The organism is Desulfobacterales bacterium (assembly GCA_030066985.1).
Classification (GTDB): domain Bacteria; phylum Desulfobacterota; class Desulfobacteria; order Desulfobacterales; family JAHEIW01; genus JAHEIW01.
The window spans coordinates 132,103-153,460 of sequence record JASJAN010000002.1 but is presented as its reverse complement, the minus strand read 5'-3'; the positions used below and the strand labels follow the sequence as shown (position 1 = coordinate 153,460).

22 protein-coding genes are annotated in these 21,358 nt (G+C 48.5%); 17 read left to right on the top strand and 5 right to left on the bottom strand.

Annotated elements, in window-relative coordinates:
• Positions 1 to 42 precede the first annotated feature (42 nt).
• The gene (locus QNJ26_01530; protein ID MDJ0984195.1) at positions 43 to 1,050 is read left to right on the top strand and encodes a transposase; all 1,008 of its coding nucleotides are present in this window, start codon (positions 43 to 45) and stop codon (positions 1,048 to 1,050) included.
• A 104-nt stretch (positions 1,051 to 1,154) separates the two neighbouring features.
• On the opposite strand, the gene QNJ26_01525 is transcribed toward QNJ26_01530, so the two are convergent.
• The 5 genes from QNJ26_01525 to QNJ26_01505 form a co-directional block, all read right to left on the bottom strand.
• A complete protein-coding gene (locus QNJ26_01525) occupies positions 1,155 to 1,583 on the bottom strand; it encodes a hypothetical protein (GenBank protein ID MDJ0984194.1) in 429 nt (142 codons plus the stop codon).
• 229 nt (positions 1,584 to 1,812) lie between these two features.
• Positions 1,813 to 2,085: a hypothetical protein gene (locus tag QNJ26_01520; protein MDJ0984193.1), complete on the bottom strand. Its 273-nt coding sequence runs from the start codon at positions 2,083 to 2,085 to the stop codon at positions 1,813 to 1,815.
• A 614-nt stretch (positions 2,086 to 2,699) separates the two neighbouring features.
• Positions 2,700 to 3,782, bottom strand: a complete 1,083-nt coding sequence (pyrB, locus tag QNJ26_01515) for an aspartate carbamoyltransferase (GenBank protein MDJ0984192.1) — start codon at positions 3,780 to 3,782, stop codon at positions 2,700 to 2,702.
• A 92-nt stretch (positions 3,783 to 3,874) separates the two neighbouring features.
• Complete coding sequence (locus QNJ26_01510) at positions 3,875 to 5,056, bottom strand: permease (protein MDJ0984191.1); 1,182 nt, start codon at positions 5,054 to 5,056, stop codon at positions 3,875 to 3,877.
• Positions 5,057 to 5,156: 100 nt separating this feature from the next.
• Positions 5,157 to 5,483, bottom strand: a complete 327-nt coding sequence (locus tag QNJ26_01505; protein ID MDJ0984190.1) for a winged helix-turn-helix domain-containing protein — start codon at positions 5,481 to 5,483, stop codon at positions 5,157 to 5,159.
• Positions 5,484 to 5,663: 180 nt separating this feature from the next.
• On the opposite strand from QNJ26_01505, the gene QNJ26_01500 reads away from it, so the two are divergent.
• From QNJ26_01500 to QNJ26_01425, 16 genes are all read left to right on the top strand, one after another.
• On the top strand, positions 5,664 to 7,031 hold the full coding sequence (locus QNJ26_01500; GenBank protein MDJ0984189.1) for an MATE family efflux transporter: 1,368 nt from the start codon (positions 5,664 to 5,666) through the stop codon (positions 7,029 to 7,031).
• 312 nt (positions 7,032 to 7,343) lie between these two features.
• Positions 7,344 to 8,990 carry an ABC transporter substrate-binding protein gene (locus tag QNJ26_01495; protein ID MDJ0984188.1) on the top strand — a complete coding sequence of 549 codons (1,647 nt, stop codon included), beginning with the start codon at positions 7,344 to 7,346 and terminating at the stop codon, positions 8,988 to 8,990.
• A 75-nt stretch (positions 8,991 to 9,065) separates the two neighbouring features.
• Positions 9,066 to 10,049: an ABC transporter permease gene (locus QNJ26_01490; protein MDJ0984187.1), complete on the top strand. Its 984-nt coding sequence runs from the start codon at positions 9,066 to 9,068 to the stop codon at positions 10,047 to 10,049.
• Between the two features lie 129 nt (positions 10,050 to 10,178).
• Positions 10,179 to 11,057: an ABC transporter permease gene (locus tag QNJ26_01485; protein ID MDJ0984186.1), complete on the top strand. Its 879-nt coding sequence runs from the start codon at positions 10,179 to 10,181 to the stop codon at positions 11,055 to 11,057.
• Positions 11,058 to 11,072: 15 nt separating this feature from the next.
• Positions 11,073 to 12,098 (top strand): ABC transporter ATP-binding protein, encoded by a 1,026-nt coding sequence (locus QNJ26_01480; GenBank protein MDJ0984185.1) that lies wholly within the window; start codon positions 11,073 to 11,075, stop codon positions 12,096 to 12,098.
• Positions 12,071 to 13,048 carry an ABC transporter ATP-binding protein gene (locus QNJ26_01475; GenBank protein MDJ0984184.1) on the top strand — a complete coding sequence of 326 codons (978 nt, stop codon included), beginning with the start codon at positions 12,071 to 12,073 and terminating at the stop codon, positions 13,046 to 13,048. The genes QNJ26_01480 and QNJ26_01475 overlap by 28 nt, the downstream gene beginning before the upstream one ends.
• A 126-nt stretch (positions 13,049 to 13,174) precedes the next feature.
• Positions 13,175 to 14,272, top strand: coding sequence for an NAD/NADP octopine/nopaline dehydrogenase family protein (locus QNJ26_01470; protein MDJ0984183.1), 1,098 nt, complete (start codon positions 13,175 to 13,177; stop codon positions 14,270 to 14,272).
• A 140-nt stretch (positions 14,273 to 14,412) separates the two neighbouring features.
• Positions 14,413 to 14,805 carry a universal stress protein gene (locus QNJ26_01465; GenBank protein MDJ0984182.1) on the top strand — a complete coding sequence of 131 codons (393 nt, stop codon included), beginning with the start codon at positions 14,413 to 14,415 and terminating at the stop codon, positions 14,803 to 14,805.
• A gap of 56 nt (positions 14,806 to 14,861) precedes the next feature.
• Entirely contained in the window at positions 14,862 to 15,989 is a 1,128-nt protein-coding gene (locus QNJ26_01460; protein MDJ0984181.1) for an enolase C-terminal domain-like protein, read from the top strand.
• Positions 15,990 to 16,005: 16 nt separating this feature from the next.
• Complete coding sequence (locus QNJ26_01455; protein MDJ0984180.1) at positions 16,006 to 17,118, top strand: NAD/NADP octopine/nopaline dehydrogenase family protein; 1,113 nt, start codon at positions 16,006 to 16,008, stop codon at positions 17,116 to 17,118.
• A 200-nt stretch (positions 17,119 to 17,318) separates the two neighbouring features.
• Positions 17,319 to 17,783: a methylated-DNA--[protein]-cysteine S-methyltransferase gene (locus tag QNJ26_01450; protein MDJ0984179.1), complete on the top strand. Its 465-nt coding sequence runs from the start codon at positions 17,319 to 17,321 to the stop codon at positions 17,781 to 17,783.
• Between the two features lie 453 nt (positions 17,784 to 18,236).
• Positions 18,237 to 18,470, top strand: a complete 234-nt coding sequence (locus tag QNJ26_01445; GenBank protein MDJ0984178.1) for a hypothetical protein — start codon at positions 18,237 to 18,239, stop codon at positions 18,468 to 18,470.
• 51 nt (positions 18,471 to 18,521) lie between these two features.
• On the top strand, positions 18,522 to 18,836 hold the full coding sequence (locus QNJ26_01440; protein MDJ0984177.1) for a metalloregulator ArsR/SmtB family transcription factor: 315 nt from the start codon (positions 18,522 to 18,524) through the stop codon (positions 18,834 to 18,836).
• Positions 18,837 to 18,907: 71 nt separating this feature from the next.
• Entirely contained in the window at positions 18,908 to 19,711 is an 804-nt protein-coding gene (locus QNJ26_01435) for an arsenite methyltransferase (protein ID MDJ0984176.1), read from the top strand.
• Between the two features lie 272 nt (positions 19,712 to 19,983).
• The gene (locus QNJ26_01430) at positions 19,984 to 20,319 is read left to right on the top strand and encodes a carboxymuconolactone decarboxylase family protein (protein MDJ0984175.1); all 336 of its coding nucleotides are present in this window, start codon (positions 19,984 to 19,986) and stop codon (positions 20,317 to 20,319) included.
• Between the two features lie 65 nt (positions 20,320 to 20,384).
• Complete coding sequence (locus QNJ26_01425; GenBank protein MDJ0984174.1) at positions 20,385 to 21,353, top strand: PP2C family protein-serine/threonine phosphatase; 969 nt, start codon at positions 20,385 to 20,387, stop codon at positions 21,351 to 21,353.
• Positions 21,354 to 21,358 lie beyond the last annotated feature (5 nt).

Sequence of the window (21,358 nt, the reverse complement as noted above, 5' to 3'; positions counted from 1 at the left end):
TATAAGTTTCTTTCCAATTTAAAATTTGCTATATCTAAATGCATGCCACGTAAAGCCCGCATAGATGCCCCAGGCGCCTTACATCATATTATCGTTCGCGGCATTGAAAAGCGGGATATTTTTAAAGACAATACCGATCGTAAACGCTTTGTCCAGCGTCTGGGTGATATCTTAAACGAAAGCCAAACCCCCTGTTATGCCTGGGCTTTACTCCCCAATCATTTTCATCTGCTCTTAAAAACTAGCCTCACCCCCATTGCCACTATCATGCGAAGGTTGCTGACGAGCCATGCTGTAAATTTTAACCATCGTCACAAAAGAAGCGGGCATTTGTTTCAAAACCGTTATAAGTCTATTTTGTGCCAGGAAGAAAGCTATTTGCTGGAGCTTGTGCGTTACATTCACCTCAATCCATTACGCGCAAATCAGGCATATAATTTAAAAAAATTAGACGAATACCCGTATGGTGGCCACTCTGTGCTGATGGGCCATTATCAAAATGATTGGCAATCAGTGGATGAAACCCTAAAGCTGTTTGGGAAAAAAGCGTCTAAGGCCCGCAAGAGATATCGTAAGTTTGTCAAAAAGGGTGTAAATCAGGGCCGCCGATCCGAGCTGGTCGGTGGTGGTTTGATTCGGAGTGTTGGCGGATGGCATGCGTTCAAGGCCCTTGATCATACCGATGGTCACTTAAAAAGTGATGAGCGCATACTGGGTGACAGTGATTTTGTCGAACAGGTTTTAAAAAAGGCGCAGGAGAGACTTGATCGCCAATATCAACTGAAAGCTGAAGGATTTACAGTTGATCAACTTGCCCAGCGAGTGGCTGATATAATCGGCGTTAAAATTGAGCAGGTATGGGAAAAAGGCAAACATCCGCAAACCGTTAAAGCCCGCAGTTTGCTGTGCTATTGGGCAGTGCGTGAGTTAGGCATCAGCGCCACTGAGCTTGCCAGACGAATCGGGATCACCCAGCCGGCCATCAGCCAGTGTGTAAAAAGAGGCGAAAATATTGCCAGAGAAGAAGAATTTAAAATAAAGGATGCCTAGAATCTTATAATTTTATGGGCGTCCCCTTGCGGTACCTGAGAAACTTATAATTATATGGGCGTCCCTCTAGTGAAAGTGTTTAGGCGATAGATTTAAAGTGGGTTTTACATGCCTTGTCCTCTTCTGGTTACCGTTCGGATGGGTAACAATTTAGCAATTCGGCCAGATTGATCTACTTCCACCGTGGCATTGCGAATTGCTGAATACCACACACCGACTTTCCTTCCGGTTTGATCAATGATGTTGAATCCCCAGGGTTCTGTGGTGCGACCCGTAGCCTGGAGCGATACCCGGCCGACCAGGTTGCGAAAATCTTCTGAATTTGCATCAATTTTGACCCATAGCGGTGAATCTAGCGTGAAGTCCTTGTGAATGCCGACGATGACAAATGGCCGGCTAGACGAGCCTCTGTAGTAATAGGTGTGATCCGGCAGGATCTGATAGGCCTGAAATGCCTGGGTAACATCAGGATTGGATGCTAGCCGACCGTAATTTGAGGCGGTGCAGCCCATCAAGACGATTAATATCATCATTACGCATGATATCGTTGGCCACAATTTTGCGGTGCCGATTTTTGATATTTTCATAGGATAAAATTTTTTAGAAACGGGTTGGGGGTTGGAAATAGACGATTTGAAAACATGCGCACGGGGGTGTGTTGAGTCAAGTTAAATATTGGGATCGATAGATAAAAAAGGACCTTCCTGACACCCATCTGATGTCAAAAAAGGTCCTGCAATTATCATCTGGCTGGTTGTGGTCTTAAATCAGCCCTTTTTCAGATGCCATATGGGCGATCTCTTCGGTAGACATGCGATTCAGCTGCTCAACTGCTATTCCCAACTCAGCTGCCGCAGCCTTTTTTAGGTCGTCGGCCTCAGGGCTGTCTAAAAATTCAGTTGGAGCGGCCTGCGAATAATTGTCACTATCTGAAGATGGATGACCATTTGCGGCTCTGATCTTTTTTTTCGAATACCACAGAAAAATGTTCAATAAAATAACCACAATACCAAGTATGAGTAAGAAAAGTTTCATATTGAGATACCTCAACTAAGTTATTGGCATCTATTTCAAATACTTTAGGGGTGATCTCAAATATGCAGCAAAGGTCGGATAATTGAGCCTGTTGCCTGTTTGACAGACAGCAGTTCAAGAGCAAATTGATCGATGAAGGGGCTTTATTTAGCAGCTTCTTTGTGCTATCATATTAGGTAGTTTGTGAGAGTCTTGAGAAAGATGTACATCCTTGAAAAGGGGGGCAGTTCATGGTGGGTTGCCCCCTTTTTTACAGGCAGTCGCAAACGTATCAAACTTAGAAAAGGGTTGACGCTTTGAACAATTTGACCTTCATCGGCCTCAGCTTAATCGGTTTTGTGATCATTTTTCTTTTGCTTCGATTTCTGCCCCGCTTAAAAGCGAAAAAAGGTGATCGTTCAAGTGCGCAACATTCTTCTGCTGTGCCCCGGCAGCAGGCAACGGGCCCCCAGAGGGTTTATAAAATTTAAACCCATTCCTACAGGCAACCTATTCTCTGAAGCGATTCCTTCCGATGCGGCTTCAGTAACCGTCGCCCGTCTGGCAAATCCTGCCCAGAGACTTCCGGTATTCTGCTGCTATCCACACTATAGCCAGATTGTTTTGTTGGTGACCTATCGGAATTCCGCTGTAATTTCATCATCCACGCCGAAAAGATACGATATCAATGCAGCGCGCATCCACATGCCGTTGCGTTCCTGCTTCCAGTAAGCGGCACGCGGGTCCTTATCGACCTCGATTTCAATTTCATAGCGGCGCGGCAGCGGGTGCATAATGATGCAATGGGATTGGATAACGGAGAGATGCTCTTTAGTGAAATGAAACTCCGGGTAAACGTCAGTTTCTTCAGCCGGGGCTTCGGAATATTCTTTTTGAATGCGGGTCATGTAGATGGCATCCACCTGGGGCATGACACTGGCGAAGTCTTCGGTTTCGTAAAATTCGATGTTGTGCTTTTTAAGAAAACTTTTGATGTCATCTTTCATGCGGAATATTTCCGGTGCGACAAAATAAAGCGTGACATCTTTATAGTTTCGCATCAGATAGCTGAGCGAGCGCACGGTGCGGCCGCGTTTGAGATCACCGACCATGGCAATTTTTTTGCCGTCCATCCCGCCGATGTTGCGAAACGAGCGCTCCAGGGTGTAAATATCCAGCAGGGCCTGGGTGGGGTGCTGGTCGGGCCCGGAGCCCCCGTTGATAATGGCCACCGGCAGGTTGTTTTGATTCAGCAGCCAGGCAGTTTTTTCAGCAAAGCCGGCCTCAGGATGTCGGATGATGATTAAATTCACATAACTGGCAAAGGTGCGGATGGTGTCCTCCTGGGATTCGCCTTTGACTTCCGAGCTGGTGCTGGTGCCGCGAATTTCAGATATTTTCATCCCCAGTATGTGGCAGGCATTGAGAAAGGATATAAAAGTTCGCGTGGAAGGTTGTACAAAATACAGCATGGCACGCTTGTGTGATAGCAGGCCGCTTAATTTGCGGGCCCCCATTTTAGTCAGGGCCATGCGACGGATCTGGGTGGCCAGCTGGCACATCTTATCGAGAAAGGGACGGTCAAACTGCTGGGAAAACAAAATGTCCAACATGCGCCCCTTGCGGATAAAGAAATCGAGCTTTTCGCTTTTTTCGATTTTATAAAAGTCTTCCCATCCTTTGTAGTTTTGAACGGTTACTTCTTTGCGCTCGTCCATTGCACACCTTTCCCCTTATTGTTGGATTTACATATTATTAAAGGAAGAATTTTGGTTTTGCAATAACAAGTCAGCATTTTTAGATCTTGATCTCAGAAGCCCATGGCCGCCATTTTATAAAAATAGCCGAATAAAACCGCCCCGACCAAAGAGAAGACAACATAAAGAACGAAAACACGCCGGACCACTAAGGGCCAGACTGCCGCCATGGCTGGCAGTGTCGTGGTCGGCCCGGCAATCAGAAATGCCAGGGCAGCGGCCGGGTTCATGCCCTGGGTTAACAATCCGCTGATCATCGGCAGCGCGGTCAAAGTGCCGGTATAGGTCGGTATCCCTAAAAGGGCTGCGGTTGTGATCGCCATGGGGTTGTTCTGCCCCAGTGCTGCCGTTATCCATTGTTGGGGAACGTATAGAATAATCAAAGCTTCGAGAAAAAAGGCCAGCGCCATGAATTTAACCACCATCATGGTCGCGCCCAGGGTTTCTTTAAACAGGCGTTGCCGGAATGTCACGGTGGTCTCATCGCAGCCGCAGCCTTGCTTTGCGCTGCTGCCGGCGTCCTCAGCAGGGGGCGCCTTGGCGAACTGAAGACTTTCTGGCAGCATGCTGATGGGTGCTGTGGTTTCGGTTGAACACGAACGGCAACTGGTAGTCATTTCAGGATTAGCAGAAGTAATAACGGGTGCATATTGAAGCCAACGCCCTGGATTGGGGATCAACGGCGGCACCACACGTTTTGAGGGTTTACCATTTGCGAAACCGTCTTTAATTTTCTGCCAGCCTCTCTTCAAAAAGTCCGCAGTGCTTTGTACCCTTACCTCCTTGTGCATGCGCAGGATCTCTTTGCCCAGCCATCCTTTTTGCATGAGCATATGGGTGATGTAGCCAGCGGCCAGACTCATCAAAAGGGTGGCCACCAGGCGCCAGACGGCCAGATTCCAGCCGATCATTCCGACACTCAGAAAAAAAATTTCCGGATCCATTGATGGGGAGGCAATCCAGAAAGACATCACCGGAGCCAGAGGCACTCCGCTGATCAACAATGAGGCAATGACCGGAATAACCCCGCATGAGCAAAATGGGCTAAAAGCGCCCGCTATCGTTGCCAGTAAAATAGCGATCAATGGTCGCGCCTCAAAAGCGCGTTTGATATATTTGGAGGCGCCTGACATCTGAACCGCAACGGCCAGCGGGATGGTGACCAGTAAATACGGCCAGATATGAAGAAAGGCGTCGAAAATGAATTGGCCAATGTCTAAGACGTGTGTGATCATCTTTAATGCCCCTATGGTTTATCGTAAAATTACGATATACAAACGTAAAAAAAACGCTGCTTTCAAGCAGCTCATGTCCCGGCAGCGGGAGCAATCAATTTTAAAAAATATCTGTTACAACTGAACGAAACCATCCAATATTCTTTGCATCCAGCTGATAACAGGTGGCGGTGCCCTCAATAACTCCAGAGATCCAACCGGCCTCTTTTAACACCTTGAGATGCTGGGAAACGGTGGCCTGGGCAATGGGCAGATATTCGACAATATCACCGGTGATGCACCCCGGATGGGTCACCAGGAACTTGATGATCTCAAAACGGATAGGATTGCCGATTGCCTTCAGCATGGAAACCAGCTGCTCCTGTTCTTTGCCGGCGATTTTTAATGTGCAACATGCGGGTGGTATCGCTGTTTTTGTTTGTGTCATGGTAGACTATCCGTTTATCGTATTTTTACGATTAACAATATCAGACTCAAAATAGGGTTGTCAACCCCTGTCAGCTATTTTTTTAATCCCGTTTAAATTAAATTGAAGAAAATCTTTTTGTGAGGTAGAAAATCTGATTATTTCCAAAACGTAACCTTTAAATTTTTAGCGCATAGCATTGTGAAAACCAAAGCCAACGGCCAAAATGATCATCCTTTTGTAAAGTCGCCGCATAAGACACTGTTGTCCATGTCGGTGCCGGTGCTGTTGTCGCTGGTGGCAGAGCCCTTAACAGGCTTGGTGGATACGGCCTTTGTGGCGCGTTTGGGCGCGGAATCACTCGCCGCCCTGGGGGTTGGCACGGTAACGCTTTCAGGCATCTTTTGGATTTTTAATTTCTTAGGCATCGGAACCCAGACCGAAGTGGCCCAGGCTCAAGGTCGCCAGGAATTCAATATCACAAAAGACATCGGGGGCACGGCATTAGTGCTAGCTGTTTTGATTGGACTTTTACTGGTGATGCTTGGCTTGCCTTTTGTGCCCTATGTTTCAAAGGTCATGGGTGCCAGCGGCGCTGTCTATGATTTATCATCGCAATACATTCAAATTCGACTTTTCGGAGCGCCGGCAGTTTTACTGACCATAGCCGCCTTTGGCATTTTCAGGGGAATGCAGGATATGCATACGCCCTTCTGGGTAGCTACGGGTGTCAATACGCTCAACATCATACTGGATCCTCTGCTGATTTTCGGATACGGTCCGTTTCCTCGCCTGGGCGTTTTCGGCGCGGGGCTGGCCAGCACGGTCAGTCAATGGATAGGTGCGATCTGCCTGATGTGGGTTATCCATAAACGATTAGGTCTTGCTTACCGCATACAATTTCGTGATGTCGTCAAACTGGTTAAGATCGGCAGAGATCTGTTTATTCGTACCGGCCTTCTGACGGCATTTTACATTATCACCACCCGCGCGGCCACGCGCATCGGACCGGATGCAGGAGCGGCACATCAGGCCGTTCGGCAGGTCTGGGTATTTTCGTTTCTTTTTTTGGACGCTTATGCGACCACCGGACAAAGCCTGATTGGGTATTTTATCGGTCCGCGGTTAATGGAGCATACCAGAAGAGTTGCGCGAATTGTTTGTTTATGGAGTTTCTTAACCGGCCTGCTGATGGGCGTCCTGCTGTGGTTTGGAAAGCCGCTTGTGATCGCATTTTTTGTTCCGCCTTCGGCGATAAACCTTTTCGTCCCTGCCTGGGCCATAGCCGCTCTCATCCAGCCGGTCAATGCCTTGGCATTTGCCACCGACGGCATTCACTGGGGAACCAGTGACTTTCGGTATTTGCGAAATGCCATTATTATTGCAACGAGTTGCGGCGCCATTGCTATCTATCTGCTCGATGAAACGATCGCAGGCGCGCTTACCTGGATTTGGCTCATTACAGCTTTTTGGATTGTTCTGCGGGCGTTATTTGGAGTGATTCGAATTTGGCCCGGACTGGGAAATAGCCCGCTAAAAAGGAAGCGCACCGATCCAAATTTTAAATAAAAAGTGTTGATTTTGAATGGGGTTTAATCTATAGAAATTTACTATCCTGTAAAACGGCTAACCATCAGCCTACCCTATCAAAATAGCATGCAATTGTTGTCAGTTATACTTTTAACACGCAATTTTTTCCTGACTAGCAAAGTACCGTCTCTGTAAAATTTGTTTTTAGCAATGGTTATCTTTTTGATATTCAAAAAGGTACACCATTATTTCCTATCAACCGGGCTCGATCATTTCAAAACCTTGAGTAAGTTCAATGGCCGCGATAACCAGCCAACCGCAAGTAATCATCTCACAATAAGGAGGCTTAAAATGAATGAACGGAAAATAGGAAGACGTGAGTTTATGAAAATAACAGGGGGGACGATCGGGGCTACCATGATCGCAGGCCCCGGCGCCGTCTTCGCTGCGTCCAAAGCGGGAGCGCCGGTGGATCCCATGAAAATTACAACCGCCACCGCCACCATGGACCCGGTCAGACCGGAGGTGGCCCGTGTGTGCGCCGACGCCTTCAAGCGAATCGGTTGGGACGTCAAGGCGGACCCCATCGATTATAACCTGAATGTCCAAAAGGTGATCATGGAGCATGATTATGACATGTGGTTTGTCATGCTGTCCGGCGCCTCCATTCGCATCGACCCCAATGTTTTCATTTACCAGGTTCACCATTCTTCGCAATATAAGAAAGGTGGCTATAACTGGTATGGGCTGAACGATCCCGAAATCGACAAAATGGCGCTGGCCCAGCAACAGGAAATGGACATTGAGAAAAGAAAAGAAATCGTCTTCAAGGCCCAAGAAATGTGCCATGAAGCTCAGGCCTTGACTGTGGTTGCCTATATGCAGATGACCACCGTCTATCGCTCCGATCGCATCAAGAATGTCGTTCCCATGCTCGGAGAAGGCACCGGAAGTTTCTGGACGGATATTAATATGGAAGTTGTACAGGGTGACGGTTATGTTAGGACAGCCCGCCCGACGCCTTTGAAGATGATGAACCCGGTGGCGGCCAAGGACACCACCGAGTTCATGGAGTTGCGGATGATATATGATCCGCTGTTCAGGGTTGGTCCTGACGGGAACATGGTGCCCTGGGCGGCCGAGTCTTACAAGGTAATCGATCAGTTGACGCTTGACCTAAACATCCGCAAGGGAATGCTCTGGCACGACGGCAAACCGCTGACTGCTGAAGACGTCAAATTTACCTTCGATTACTGCAAGCAGTGGAAACACCCCTTTTTCTACCAGATCCTGAAACGGGTGGCGAGCGTCGATATCACAGGCGCGAATTCCGTGCGTATTAAACTGGCGGAATCTTACGCCCCCTTTATTCCCAACCTTTTGGGCGGCATGTTCCTGATCCCCAAACATGTTTGGCAGGATATCCCCGAGAAGGTTGACGTGAGCGATCCGCTCAACTACCCGAATGAGAAACCCATCGGCAGCGGCCCATTCAAGCTGGATTACTGGGACCGGGGCCGGGAATTCAAGGTGTCAGCCTTTAAAAAGCATTTCAATCCGCCCAAGTGCGCCGGAATTATCGGGATCGTTTACGGTTCCCATGATGCGGTTGCCGCGGCTATCGAAAAAGGTGAATGTGACCGCAACCGATATATCCTTAAACCCAGTCTGCTGCTGGATCTGCAAAAGGTCAAAAACGTTGTGGCTAAAGGGTATCCCAACCATGGCTTCTACAACCTGGGCTATCATACCCGCCGGCCGCCACTGAACGATCCGGCCTTCAGAAAGGCCATCGCCCATGTCATCCCCAAGGAATTGATTATCGAGGCCATATTGTCCGGCCTGGCCGATCCGGGCGGTTCGGTCATCGCACCGGCCAATAAATTCTGGCATAACCCGGCGGTCAAGCCATTCCCCGAGGATGTCAACAAGGCCAAAAAGATCCTGGCCGACGCAGGCTACACCTGGAAAAAGGGCAAACTCCACTATCCGGCATAAATCGAATATTGCCCTCTAACATTGGAGGCGACCTGAACGCGTCGGTCGCCTCCACATCAGTAGAGGAGAAAAAAGGTGCAAGAATATATCATCCGCAGAATCTTATACACGATTATGACGATATTTGCGGTGGCAACAATCCTTTTTTTTATTTTTCGTGTCATGCCCGGCGATCCCACCGCCCAGGTGATCAGCCCAGCCCTGGATGAGGCGGCCCAGGCCCGGTTAAAAGAGGCATTTGGACTGGACAAGCCTTTGATCATGCAATACGTCCTGTACCTTAAAAACCTGGTCACGCTCAACTGGGGCCGATCCTACACCACTCAGCATGAGGTATTCGGCATCCTTGCGTATCGTTTCTGGAACACGATCTTTCTGATGGGCGCCGCCATGAGCTTTACCTTGGTGATTGGCGCGGGCCTGGGTATGCTGATGGCTTGGAAACGTGGCAGCGCCCTTGACGTGGGTTCCACCGTGAGCGCCTTGGTCCTTCAATCCGCTCCTCCTTTTGTGACCGGTATCCTCTTTTTAATAATCTTAAGCTACCGGCTTGATCTTTTTCCAACCGGCGGCATGGCCACCCCGGGCATGCGATTGGAGACAGGGATTCAAATGCTTTTCAGCAAGGATTTCCTGCACCACCTGGTGTTGCCGACGATCACCACTGCCTTTTACTATCTGGCGACTCCGATGCTGATCATGCGGGATTCCATGCTCGAGGTGACCGGTAGCGATTACATTGAGCTGGCCCAGGCCAAGGGATTGTCCCCCAACAGGGTCATGATGAAACACGCTGCCCGTAACGCGCTATTGCCGGTGTTTACTGTTTCATCAGTTCTGATCGGGTTTGCACTGGGAGGGCAGGTCATTGTCGAGCAGGTTTTCTCCTGGCCCGGCATGGGCCAGTTGATGGTTGAAGCAGCTTCTTCGCACGATTACCCGGTGGCGCAGGCCACTTTTTTGATGCTGGCGGCTCTGGTTATTGTCCTGAATCTGGTGTCGGATATTGCCTATTGTTACCTGGATCCGAGGATATCCGTGGGTGGTGGAAAACACTAAAGGTTTCATGGACCCATCCACCTACCGGCTCATCAGGAAGGAAGCCGTTAGCGGGAAGTCCGGCATGGCCAACCAGGGGTTTTGCCGGGACCGACATATTCAAAACCGACTACCAAGGGAGCCAATGGAATGAAACTGGAAAGCATAAAAGACTTTTTTGTTACCCAGTACGGCATTATCACAAGCAACCGTTTCGGTATCTTCGGCGCTGTGATTCTCATTTTTTTCGCTGTGGTCGCCATTCTGGCCCCCTGGATTGCCCCTCACGATTTATGGGAGCCACTGCGGGATTCCAATGGCAAGCTGGCCATGCTAAGGCCGCCATCGTTGGAGTTTCCGCTGGGCACCACCGCCATGGGCCGCGACATTTTGAGTCAGATGATCCTCGCCACCCGGACCACATTCCTGATCGGATTGGTGTCCGGGCTGATCTCCATCATCATCGGCGCCAACATTGGGCTGTTCTCAGCTTACTATGGCGGAAAAATTGATGAAATTCTAATGCGTTTTACCGATATCGTGTACGGCATGCCCTTCCTGCCGTTTCTAATCGTCTTGATCTCACTTTTCGGCCGCAATATTTGGTTTGTGATTATCGCCATCTGTTGCATCGTCTGGCGCACCTCGGCCCGGGTGGTTCGCTCCCAGGCCCTTTCCATCCGGCAACGCCAGTTCATCATGGCGGCCAGGGCCAGAGGTTGCAGCAATTTGCGCATCATTTACGGGCATATCATGCCCAACATCCTGCCGCTATTACTCCTCTATACCTCTTTTAACATTGCCTGGTCCGTTCTTGCTGAGGCTGGCGCCAGCTTTTTAGGATTTAGCGATCCGGACAACCTTACCTGGGGCGGCATGTTATATAACCTCTGGATTTCGGGAAAAATCCGGACGGCATGGTGGTGGTTTGCCTGGCCCTCGATCTGTATTATCCTGATGGTCAGCGCCCTGGTTTTCATTTCCCGGGCGTACGAGGAAGTGGCCAATCCACGCCTAAAACAGCGATAGCGGAGATAACACCAAATGATTTTAGAAATAGAAAATCTGAAAACCCATTATCAAACAGAGCAGGGTGTCGTAAAGGCCAATGACGGGATCACTTTATCTATCGATGAAAACGAGGTCGTCGGCCTTGCCGGTGAATCCGGTTGCGGCAAATCGACCCTCATTCGCACCCTAATTCGTCTGGTTCCCAAAAGCGCTCATGTATCGGCTGACAAAATGGAATTTAAAGGACAGGACATTCTTTCCATGCCAGAGAAAGATTTCCGGGAAAAAATTCTCTGGCAAGGAATCGGCCTGGTCCCCCAGAGCGCAATGAACGCCCTTAACCCGGTCTACCGGGTCGGGGACCAGTGCATCGAAGCGATCCAGGCCCACACCGATAATAGTAAAGCTGAATGCGAACAGATTGTTAAAAAGCTTTTTGACGCGGTGGGCCTGCAGGCCGGCATGATGAAGGCTTATCCCCATGAATTCAGCGGCGGTATGCGCCAGCGCTCCATGATCGCCATGTCCCTGGTTTTAAACCCTGATCTGGTCATTATGGATGAACCAACCACCGGCCTGGACGTTCTGGTCCAGGAACGGATCCTGAGAAACATCAAGGAAATCCGCAAGAAGTCCGAGTCATCGGTATCCATACTGCTCATTACCCATGACATTTCTGTCATTGCGGAAATGAGCGATCGCATCGGAATTATGTACGCGGGCCGCTTGATGGAATTTGCCGAATCGATGGAGCTTTTCAATGAGCCCTATCACCCGTATACACTGGGTCTTAAAAATGCTTTTCCCAGCATTCAAGCCCTTGATCGGGAGCTCATTTCAATTCCCGGCTCGCCGCCATCTTTGCTGGGGGATCTTCCCGGGTGCCTTTTTGCCTTCCGGTGCCCGTTTGTTGTTCCGGAATGTGAGAAGGAAAGGCCGCCGGATCTGGAGATAAAACCGGGTCATTTCGTGCATTGCATTCGTACCGATCATGTGGAAGAATTTCGCAAACTAGCGGGAGACAAAAAGACATGGCAATCCTCGACGTCAGCGACTTAAAACAGTATTTCTATCTCGAACCCACCTTTCTGGCTAAACTGGTAGGCGGCAAGAAACCCAGAGTCATCAAGGCTGTCGATGGCATGAGCTTCTCCCTGGATGCCGGCGAAATCATGGGCCTGGCCGGAGAGTCGGGTTGCGGCAAGTCCACTTGCTGCCTGGCGATCGCCAAACTTCGGGAACCGACCGGCGGTACCATCCGCTACAAAGAAAACGATATCGCCGTGATGTCCAAAACAGAGCTCCGGAAATATCGCCGTGAAGTTCAGCTCATTTTTCAGGATCCCTATGAATCTCTAAACCCGCGGTACACGGTCTTTGATCTGGTGGCAGAACCTTTGCGGGCGCTTACCGAAAAGAATAAAACCGAGATCCGCGAGAGAACCCTGGAAACGATTTCAATGGCCGGCTTAGAGCCCGACGAGTACAAAAACCGCTATCCTCATCAGATGAGCGGCGGGGAAAGACAGCGGGTGGGTATAGCCCAGGCGCTGGTTTTAGAGCCGAATCTAGTCATTGCCGATGAGCCTTTGTCGATGCTGGATGTTTCCATTCGGGCCGGCATACTGGACCTAATCCGGGACCTGTCCGAACGCATGAACTTTTCATGTATTTATGTTTCCCACGACCTTTCCATTCTGTCCAACATTTCGGAGCGGTTGATGATCATGTATCTGGGCAGGATTATGGAACTGGGTATCACAAAGGATGTGATCACCGAGCCATTCCACCCATATGCGCAGGCTCTCATCGCTGCGGTTCCGATCCCCGACCCCGCCTATACAAGGCCCATACCTGAAATTAGAGGCGAAGTTGCCCAGCCCATTGATCCGCCGCCCGGCTGTCGTTTTCAGACGCGATGCCTGCAGGTGATGGATATATGCAGGGGTACTGAACCACCCCTCAAAGAGGTAAAACCAGGGCACGCGGTCGCATGCCATCTCTACTAAAACATTAGATTATAATACTTCTTTAAGTAATATTTCAAACCATCAGACACCAGGACACAAAAAAGTATTTGAAGTTCAAACTGTGGCCGAAAGATTACCCAGAATTATGAAACGGAAAAATTGGAAATGAAAAAAAACATAAAATATGCCGTGTTAGGGAGTGGACATGGCGGAAGAGCCGTTTGCGGGCAGATCGCTGAAAAAGGCTATCCTGTCATCATGTATGAGCCCCTTGAAGAAACAGAGGACTATCTGAAAATCAGGCAAGAAAAAGAGATGTTTTTAGATGGGGACATTCAAGCCGGTGGTAAACTCAGCGGCGCTACCATGGCTATTGAGGAGGCTGTAAAAGACAGCAATGTTATTTTAATTGTTGTCCCTTCTTTTGCGCATAAACCCATATTTGCAAAATTGGTCCCGCACCTTGTCGACGGCCAGCATGTCATCATTGTTCCCGGAAATTATGGCGGCTTGCGATTAAAAAAAATGATGTCCGATCGCGGGATCAAGCGCAACATCACCATATCTGAAACGGTCTCACTTCCATACGCATGTCGGATTAGCACATACAATACCGTCACGATTTATAAGAAAAAATTCCGCCTGAAAATAGCCACCTCTCCTGGCGGCGACAACCCGGAAGTGGTTGACATTATGAACGATATTTTTTCGGGTGATGTCCATTTTATCCCCGGGAAAAATTTGCTGGAAGTCGATTTGGATAACCCCAATCAGACCCTCCATCCGCTTCCGGTGCTCTTAAATTACGGCGGCATCGAAAATAATCCGGAAACCTTTCGTCATTACATGGACGGCATAACCCCCCTGATCTCTGCAAAGATGATGCAAATGGACGAAGAACGCCTTGCCATAGGCAAAGCGCTCTCGTTGGAGCTCATGTCAACGCTAGAGCAGCTAAAGATGTATTACGGAGAAAACGACGCTAAAACCTATTATGAGTATGTGAATAGTCCGCAAAGCCCTTACACAGATGTCATCGGTCACAATGTGCAAAGTCGTTATCTGACCGAAGATGTTCCGGGTCTGAATGTTCCCGCCTTGCAAATGGCAAAAAAAGCAGCCGTGGAATCCCCGATTATCGAATTGACCGTTCGGTTGACCTCGTGGCTTCACGACGTGGATTATGTTTCAACGGGAACGAATCTTGAAAAGCTTGGAATCGCCCATAAGACGCCGGAAGAGATCGTTTCTCTGACTGCATAGCTTGATTAAGACCACTGGACAATGGTTATACCCTGCACAAAATGGGTGCAGCAATTTTACTTTTCTGTTTGAAAATACAGAACATAATACGTCTTAGATTGAAGATCTTTTGAATCTTATTGAACAGTGAGGAGGCTATAATGAAGATTATGGTGGGATATGATCAATCCAATGCTGCCAAAGAAGCGTTAACGCTGGCCGAGAAACACGCCAAAGCCTTTGACGCCAAAGTATATGTCGTCAGGTCATTGGCCCAAAGTCGTGAAATGAAACGGGAAGATATACAAAAGGCCGAACAGGAGCTTGAAAAAATCAGGCGGTCTTTCAGAGACAAAGGGATTGAATGCAAAGCCGAAGCCATTGTCAGCCCGATTACTCCCGGAGAAGATCTGGTTCAATTTGTCAATGAAAGAGAGATTGATGAAATTATCGTTGGGGTCAAAAGAAGATCGAAAGTGGGAAAGCTCATATTCGGGTCCAACGCGCAGTATATCATACTGATGGCGCCATGCCCGGTCGTTGCGGTCAAATGATGTTTCTGCTATTATGTCAAAGTGGGTCAAATTACTAACAATTTAGGAGCCTTGGAATGAAGATTACCGGACTCGAGCTGTTTCATATTTCGATACCCTTTGCCAAACCATATCACCTGTCCAAAAAATACGGTACTCGCTATGATGCCGAATCTGTTATTTTAAAGGTTCACACCGATGAGGGCATTGTCGGTCTAGGTGAGGCAGATCCGTTGAATCCATTTTCTGACGAGACTCCCGCGACGGTCATGGCCGTCACTCGTGATTTGATTGCGCCACATTTGATAGGACAAAACCCGATCCGTATCTCGGCCCTGGAATCCCATTTGGACATGTTGGTGCATGGCAATCTGCTGGCCAGGGGAGCAGTCAATATGGCGCTTTTCGACATTTCAGGTAAATCCTATAATCTGCCCGCGCACATGCTGCTGGGCGGTTTATACCAAGATAAATTGCCGCTGCTGAGCCCTATCGGCAGTGGAACCCCCGATGAGGACGCAAACTCCATCCAAAAATCGATCGAGGATGGATATAAAACGGTCATGCTCAAAATGGGTGCCCTTCCGATCGAAGATGAAATCCAACGCATGATCACTGCTGAGAAAAAATTCGGTGACCGTATTAAAATCATTGTCGATGCCAACCAGGGCTGGACGTTGGCTGAAACCTTGGAATTTATCGACGGCATTAGTGGAAGTCGCCCTGTATTACTTGAACAGCCCATAGAACGTGATGACGTAGAAGGACTTAAGCGGATTCGTAGTCGCGCACCCTGCCCGCTGAGTGCCGATGAGGGTGTCGCCTCGATCCGGGACGCAGCAACATTGATCCGGGAGCAGGCGGTAGATGCCTTCAGTATCAAAGTTTCCAAAAATGGTGGTTTGAGCAAGTCAAAAAGAATTGCGGAAATGACCCATGCTTTTGGCCTAAAGGTCTTAATGAACAGCATGTTTGACTTTGGAATAACCCAGGCGGCTTCATTGCAGTTGGGCTGTGTGCTGCCGAACCTGCTGGACATGGGACATGCTTACATGTCCGTGCTTAGAATGTCGGATGACATTACTGACTTTGCCAAAAACATATCCCGATCGGTTGTGACGGTTCCATCCCAACCCGGTCTCGGGGTTGCACTGAATGAGGATAAGCTTAAAAAGTATACCAAAGATTACTCTAAAATTAGCTGACTTACGGATACCTTGAATGACTACATTTTCAAAAAAGCCAAAATTTGCAGTTCTCGGCACCGGTAACTCGGGCCAAACTTTTGCAGCGGATATTGCCTTAAAAGGCTATTCGGTTAACCTGGCAGAGGTGCCTGAGTTTGAAGCCGCCCTTCGCGCAATTGAAAAAAAAGGCGGTATCGAGATATCCGGCGATGCCGGCAGCGGTTTTGCCAAATTGAATATGGTTACCACCGATCTCAAAGCAGCCATTAAGGGTGTAGATATCATCATTATCGGCGGATCGGCCCATGCGCATGAACCTTTCAGCAAGGCATTGGCCCACCAATTCGAGGATGGCCAGTTTATCCTGTTTACATCCAATTTTGGGGCGCTGCGTTTTCATAAATGGATGAAAGAGGCCGGAGTCACCGCCCGGGTAACGCCGGTTGAGACCATTTCGCTCTTATATGCCACCCGGGCCTCAGAGCCAGGAGTGGTGGCCTGCATTGGCTTAAAAAGTAAGCTTCCAACAGCAGCCCTGCCGGCCAGTCGGACAGCGGAGTTTTTGGAAAAAATCAGACCCGTATTCCCCCAATTTGTTGCCGCCGAAAATGTGTGGTCCACAAGCCTTAACAATTTAAATCCCATCGTTCACCCGCCCATGGTTTTGTTCAACGCCGGGCGAATTGAAGCAACCGGCGGTGAAGGCTGGAACCTGTATGCAGATGGTGCCACCGAATCAGTTGCCAGAGTCATGTTGTCAATGGACAAAGAGCGCATGGCCCTGCTCAAACTTATCAGCACGGATGGTATTCCGATAAAAGATTCATTTGAAACATTTTATGCCAATTATTCGTTGGGCAAAAAAACCTTGTCTGAAACCCTTCGGCAAAGCCCCATTCACAGCGATCCGGTCTTTCCGGCGCCGTCATCCGTAGATACGCGTTACATAAACGAGGATTTACCCTTTGGCCTGGTCCCCTGGTCTTTGATCGGCCGCGCCTGGGGTGTGCCCACACCCACCATAAATGCAGTCATCCGGATTGCTTCAACCATGTTGGGTGTCGACTATTTCCAGAAAGGATTGACTGCTGAGGATTTGGGAATCAAGGATAAGGAACCTCAGAATGTAAAAGCAATTCTGGCGTAAAACGGTTAAGTAAAGAATTTTCCATCCTACCTGTCGTAAGGCATCGTAAAAAAAAGCTAACCAGAATTGAGCCGTTGACGGTATTGGCAATTTCGGGATAGAAGGCCAGCTGCAATTTATTCTGCCTATTAAACGAGTGTTCCGAAATAATGATTGCGGCATAAGTGCTGCAGCAATATCAATACGCAAAGGAGTTGTTCGTGCAAACCTACACCGCATGCTACTGGTCTGAAATCGGGCCTTTTGAAATTGTCGGCAGCGACAAGGGGATTTTGACGATCAAGTTCAATACTGACCCATTGGTGACGGATAACGACTTGCCGGCCTGTATGATGGAGTGCCTGCGGCAGCTGGAAGAATATTTCAAGGGCCGGCGCCAGAACTTCGACGTTGTGATGCGGCTGGAAGGAACTGATTTTCAAATTGCCGTCTGGCGCCAGCTGCAAAAGATTCCCTTTGGCGAGACGGCCTCATACGGTGATGTGGCCCGCGCCATCGATCGTCCCAAGGCATATCGAGCGGTGGGCAACGCCAACAATAAAAACCCAATCCCTTTGATCATTCCCTGTCACCGCGTGATCGGCAGTGACGGTAAACTGGCCGGGTTCGGAGGCGGGATCTGGCGCAAACGCTGGCTGCTGGATCACGAAAAAAGCCTGATCTAAAACGGGTATTAGTATACTAAGCGAGATTTCTTACCGAAATGAATACTCTCTACATGTTCACTAGGTTGTGGATTTGGATGCCGCGCTTTTCTGCAAACAGAGCTACCGCGGAATGTAAAAACAGGGTTAACACAAGGACCATGAACTTATTCGGTATCATTCTAAAGTCCTTTTATTCTACAAGAAATAATTGACTTACCCTTCGTTGTCCTCCTTAAATGGGTCCTGATTTTTTGTCAATTCCTGTTGAGGGCAAAGCCGCGACGACTTTTCATTAAAAAACCCCCTTAGATGGCATTTATTGCCATTCAACATGACAATATTTGCAACTTTTCAATCTCTTATTAATTTCCACTTAGATTTATCCTTTTGAAATCATTTTATAAAATACAATTTTTTCTGGGTGGTATAATTTTTGCTCTTTATTTTGAATTAGTTTGAACGAGGTGAATTATGAACAAGAACAGACTTCTGGGTATTGGTCTGACATTTCTAATTATTGCCTTTATTTTTATCCAGCCGGCTTATGCCGGTCCGGGCAGCAAGCTGGCAAAGGCAATTATATCTTCATTCTGGGGCCTGCTGTTTTTTATCGGCTTTACAATTATCTGCTTGCCGATGTCCATTTACCAGTATGTGTGTGGTCAACTGGAAGAGCAGCGGCAGTTAAAAAATATGCGTCAATAAAAAATACATCATTCTATTGACAATAATTTTTTTTGTGTTATAATTCGATATATGTCGAATAATGATACAAAATTTGAACGTTATGCTGAAATCTTTAAAGCATTGTCCAACCCCAACAGGTTAAAGATTTTCTTTAGTCTGGCCACCTGCTGCAAACCGGGCACCATTGGCATCTTTGAGCCCAGAAGTACCGCCTGTGTAGGGGATATCGGCAAGGATTTAAAAATCGTACCATCAACAGTTTCACATCATATTAAGGAGTTACGCCAGGCAGGATTGATCAAATCCCGCCGCAATGGGCAGAATATCGAATGCTGGGTGGATCCGGAGATTGTCGATGAACTAAAATATTTTTTCTCATTTTAGTAGGCAGGAATTTTTTTGGAAAATAAGTTCGATATATGTCGAATTATACAAATATGAAAGGATTGAATTAAATGGAACCCAAAAATTCAGATGAAATTCGTCAGGAAGTCAGAAACCGGTATGGAGAGATCGCCAAGCAAGAAACATCCGGTTGCGGCTGCGGCACTCAATCATCCTGCTGTGGTTCTGCGCCGGTGTCGATTGAAACCATGTCGCAGGCTTTTGGGTATACCAAAGAGCAGCTGGAAAGTGCACCCGAAGGCGCCAATATGGGGCTGGGCTGTGGCAATCCTCAGGCAATCGCTGTTCTAAAAGAAGGCGAAACGGTGCTGGATCTGGGCAGTGGCGGCGGCTTTGATTGCTTCCTGGCTGCAAAATCGGTCGGTGACGCCGGCCGGATTATTGGCGTTGACATGACGGCCGACATGGTCAGCAAGGCCCGCCGCAATGCCGAGAAGCTAGGCGCGCGCAACGTTGAGTTCCGGTTGGGTGAGATCGAACACCTGCCGGTGGCCGATGCCAGCGTAGATGTCATTTTGTCAAACTGCGTGATCAATCTTTCCCCTGAAAAAAATAAGGTCTTTAAGGAAGCCTGGCGGGTGCTCAAACCCGGCGGCCGTCTAGCCATTTTAGACGTGGTGGCCTTGCAGCCACTGCCGGCTGAAATCAAAAACGATATAGCCCTGATTTCCGGCTGCGTTGGGGGCACTGAGCAAGTCGAAGATATTGAAACGATGCTCGTGGAAACCGGCTTTGCAGATATCAAGATACAGCCTAAAGACGAAAGCCGCGCAAGCATCCGCGAGTGGTTCCCGGAGCGAAATTTGGAAGACTATGTGGCTTCGGCTACGATTGAAGCCAGAAAACCGATTTAGGCCCCACGCAAAGTCGCAAAGATTATTTTTTTATTGGAGTAATGGAGTGATGTGTAAAATGGCTTGCTAATCATTATATATCAATAAGTTCCTATTGATATGAATAAGTTAAACTTGTTTCAGAAGCTTAGGTTTTGTTCCAGGGCAAGGCGCATTTCGGTTCAAAAGTGGAGCGTACACGCTAGTACGTGAGCATTTTGAAGCGAAATGTAACACAGCCATGGGGCAAAAGATAAGATTTCTGAAACAAGTTTGAAAGGAGGTATGAGAAAATGAAACCTTTTACCAAAGGCTTAGACACTGAAACCCAACTACTCATTGCTTTAGGCTCAGCGGTGGCCTCCGGCTGCATACCGTGTCTGGAGAGCATTAGCGGGATGGCGCGTGCTGAAAGTATCGATGAAAAAAAGATGCGGGCGGCTGCCATTATCGGCCAGTTTGTCAAGGATCAGCCGGCAGGGCATATGAAGGCCAAAGCAGATGCGCTTTTAGGAACCCATCTTCAGATGGCCTCAAATCAAGTCGAGTGTCCGATGGAATCAAATGCCCACAATAGCGCTGGGGAAACTTCCGCGCATACGCCGGCCAGTGGCTGCGGTTGTTCATAAGTTTAAGGGGTAATTAAGCAAGCCCTTGGAGCGATTAGATGCCTTGCATGCGTAATGGTGTAAACATGACCACAACCAACCATATGCAGAATCCGGGTGTAATCGAACACTCAAAGGGGGCCTGTGTAAGGGATGAATCCACTAATATGCCGCCATCGAAGGAAAATAGAGCGGGTTCAACCATCAGATGCGATGATAAAACCGATTGCGAGATTCGGCTGCTCGACAGTGGCGAGGCAGGTAAATTTATCAACCTGGGTCAGCATTTAAAAGAGCACCGTCGGATGCGCCAATCATTAAGTCTGGCCCAGGAGGTTCAGCAAAACCTATTGCCCCGTAAGACACCGCAAATGACAGGCTTAGACATCGCGGGCAAAAGCATTTACTGCGATGAGACCGGCGGAGATTATTTCGACTATCACCATCTGGGTGAAACCGGTCCTGAACAATTGGGTGTGGCCATCGGGGATGTATCCGGTCATGGTATTTCAGCTGCCCTGCTGATGGCTGCTGTTCGTGCCGCCTTGCGCCAGCGCGTATCTTTGGGAGGGCGTCTTAAGGACATCATATCCGATGTAAACCGCCAGCTGGTCGGCGATATTGAAGAGTCCGGCCAGTTTATCGGATTATTTTACCTGGCGGTGGACCTAAGGGAGCGAAGTCTCAAATGGGTTCGGGCCGGCCATGCGCCTGCGATTGTGTATGATCCCGCTACGGACACCATTGAAGAACTGAATGGTCCGGGTTTGGCGCTGGGTGTGGATGCCAACCATCAGTATACGGAAAATGTTAAACGACTGCTGAAAAAGGGCCAGGTTATTGTGCTGGCAACAGATGGTATTTTGGAGGCGCGCAATCCGGCAGGCAGGATGTATGGCATGTCCTCGATCGTCAATCTTTTGCGGCGATATAAATCTGCCGCAGCCGAGCAGATTTTAGACGTTATTTTTCGTGACCTGCAGCACTTTCAACAAGAAGCTGAATTGGAAGATGACGTTACCCTGGTTGTCATTAAAATCGACAATGAAGATTAAATCGA

Bases quoted from the DNA above. Each gene is read 5' to 3' on its own strand.
- QNJ26_01505 (MDJ0984190.1), bottom strand. From the start codon at position 5,483: ATGACACAAACAAAAACAGCGATACCACCCGCATGTTGCACATTAAAA.
- QNJ26_01430 (MDJ0984175.1), top strand. From the start codon at position 19,984: ATGAAACCTTTTACCAAAGGCTTAGACACTGAAACCCAACTACTCATT.
- pyrB (MDJ0984192.1), bottom strand. From the start codon at position 3,782: ATGGACGAGCGCAAAGAAGTAACCGTTCAAAACTACAAAGGATGGGAA.
- QNJ26_01495 (MDJ0984188.1), top strand. From the start codon at position 7,344: ATGAATGAACGGAAAATAGGAAGACGTGAGTTTATGAAAATAACAGGG.
- QNJ26_01460 (MDJ0984181.1), top strand. From the start codon at position 14,862: ATGAAGATTACCGGACTCGAGCTGTTTCATATTTCGATACCCTTTGCC.
- QNJ26_01520 (MDJ0984193.1), bottom strand. From the start codon at position 2,085: ATGAAACTTTTCTTACTCATACTTGGTATTGTGGTTATTTTATTGAAC.
- QNJ26_01445 (MDJ0984178.1), top strand. From the start codon at position 18,237: ATGAACAAGAACAGACTTCTGGGTATTGGTCTGACATTTCTAATTATT.
- QNJ26_01465 (MDJ0984182.1), top strand. From the start codon at position 14,413: ATGAAGATTATGGTGGGATATGATCAATCCAATGCTGCCAAAGAAGCG.
- QNJ26_01530 (MDJ0984195.1), top strand. From the start codon at position 43: ATGCCACGTAAAGCCCGCATAGATGCCCCAGGCGCCTTACATCATATT.
- QNJ26_01455 (MDJ0984180.1), top strand. From the start codon at position 16,006: ATGACTACATTTTCAAAAAAGCCAAAATTTGCAGTTCTCGGCACCGGT.
- QNJ26_01470 (MDJ0984183.1), top strand. From the start codon at position 13,175: ATGAAAAAAAACATAAAATATGCCGTGTTAGGGAGTGGACATGGCGGA.
- QNJ26_01485 (MDJ0984186.1), top strand. From the start codon at position 10,179: ATGAAACTGGAAAGCATAAAAGACTTTTTTGTTACCCAGTACGGCATT.
- QNJ26_01475 (MDJ0984184.1), top strand. From the start codon at position 12,071: ATGGCAATCCTCGACGTCAGCGACTTAAAACAGTATTTCTATCTCGAA.
- QNJ26_01435 (MDJ0984176.1), top strand. From the start codon at position 18,908: ATGGAACCCAAAAATTCAGATGAAATTCGTCAGGAAGTCAGAAACCGG.
- QNJ26_01510 (MDJ0984191.1), bottom strand. From the start codon at position 5,056: ATGATCACACACGTCTTAGACATTGGCCAATTCATTTTCGACGCCTTT.
- QNJ26_01440 (MDJ0984177.1), top strand. From the start codon at position 18,522: ATGTCGAATAATGATACAAAATTTGAACGTTATGCTGAAATCTTTAAA.
- QNJ26_01525 (MDJ0984194.1), bottom strand. From the start codon at position 1,583: ATGATGATATTAATCGTCTTGATGGGCTGCACCGCCTCAAATTACGGT.
- QNJ26_01480 (MDJ0984185.1), top strand. From the start codon at position 11,073: ATGATTTTAGAAATAGAAAATCTGAAAACCCATTATCAAACAGAGCAG.
- QNJ26_01425 (MDJ0984174.1), top strand. From the start codon at position 20,385: ATGACCACAACCAACCATATGCAGAATCCGGGTGTAATCGAACACTCA.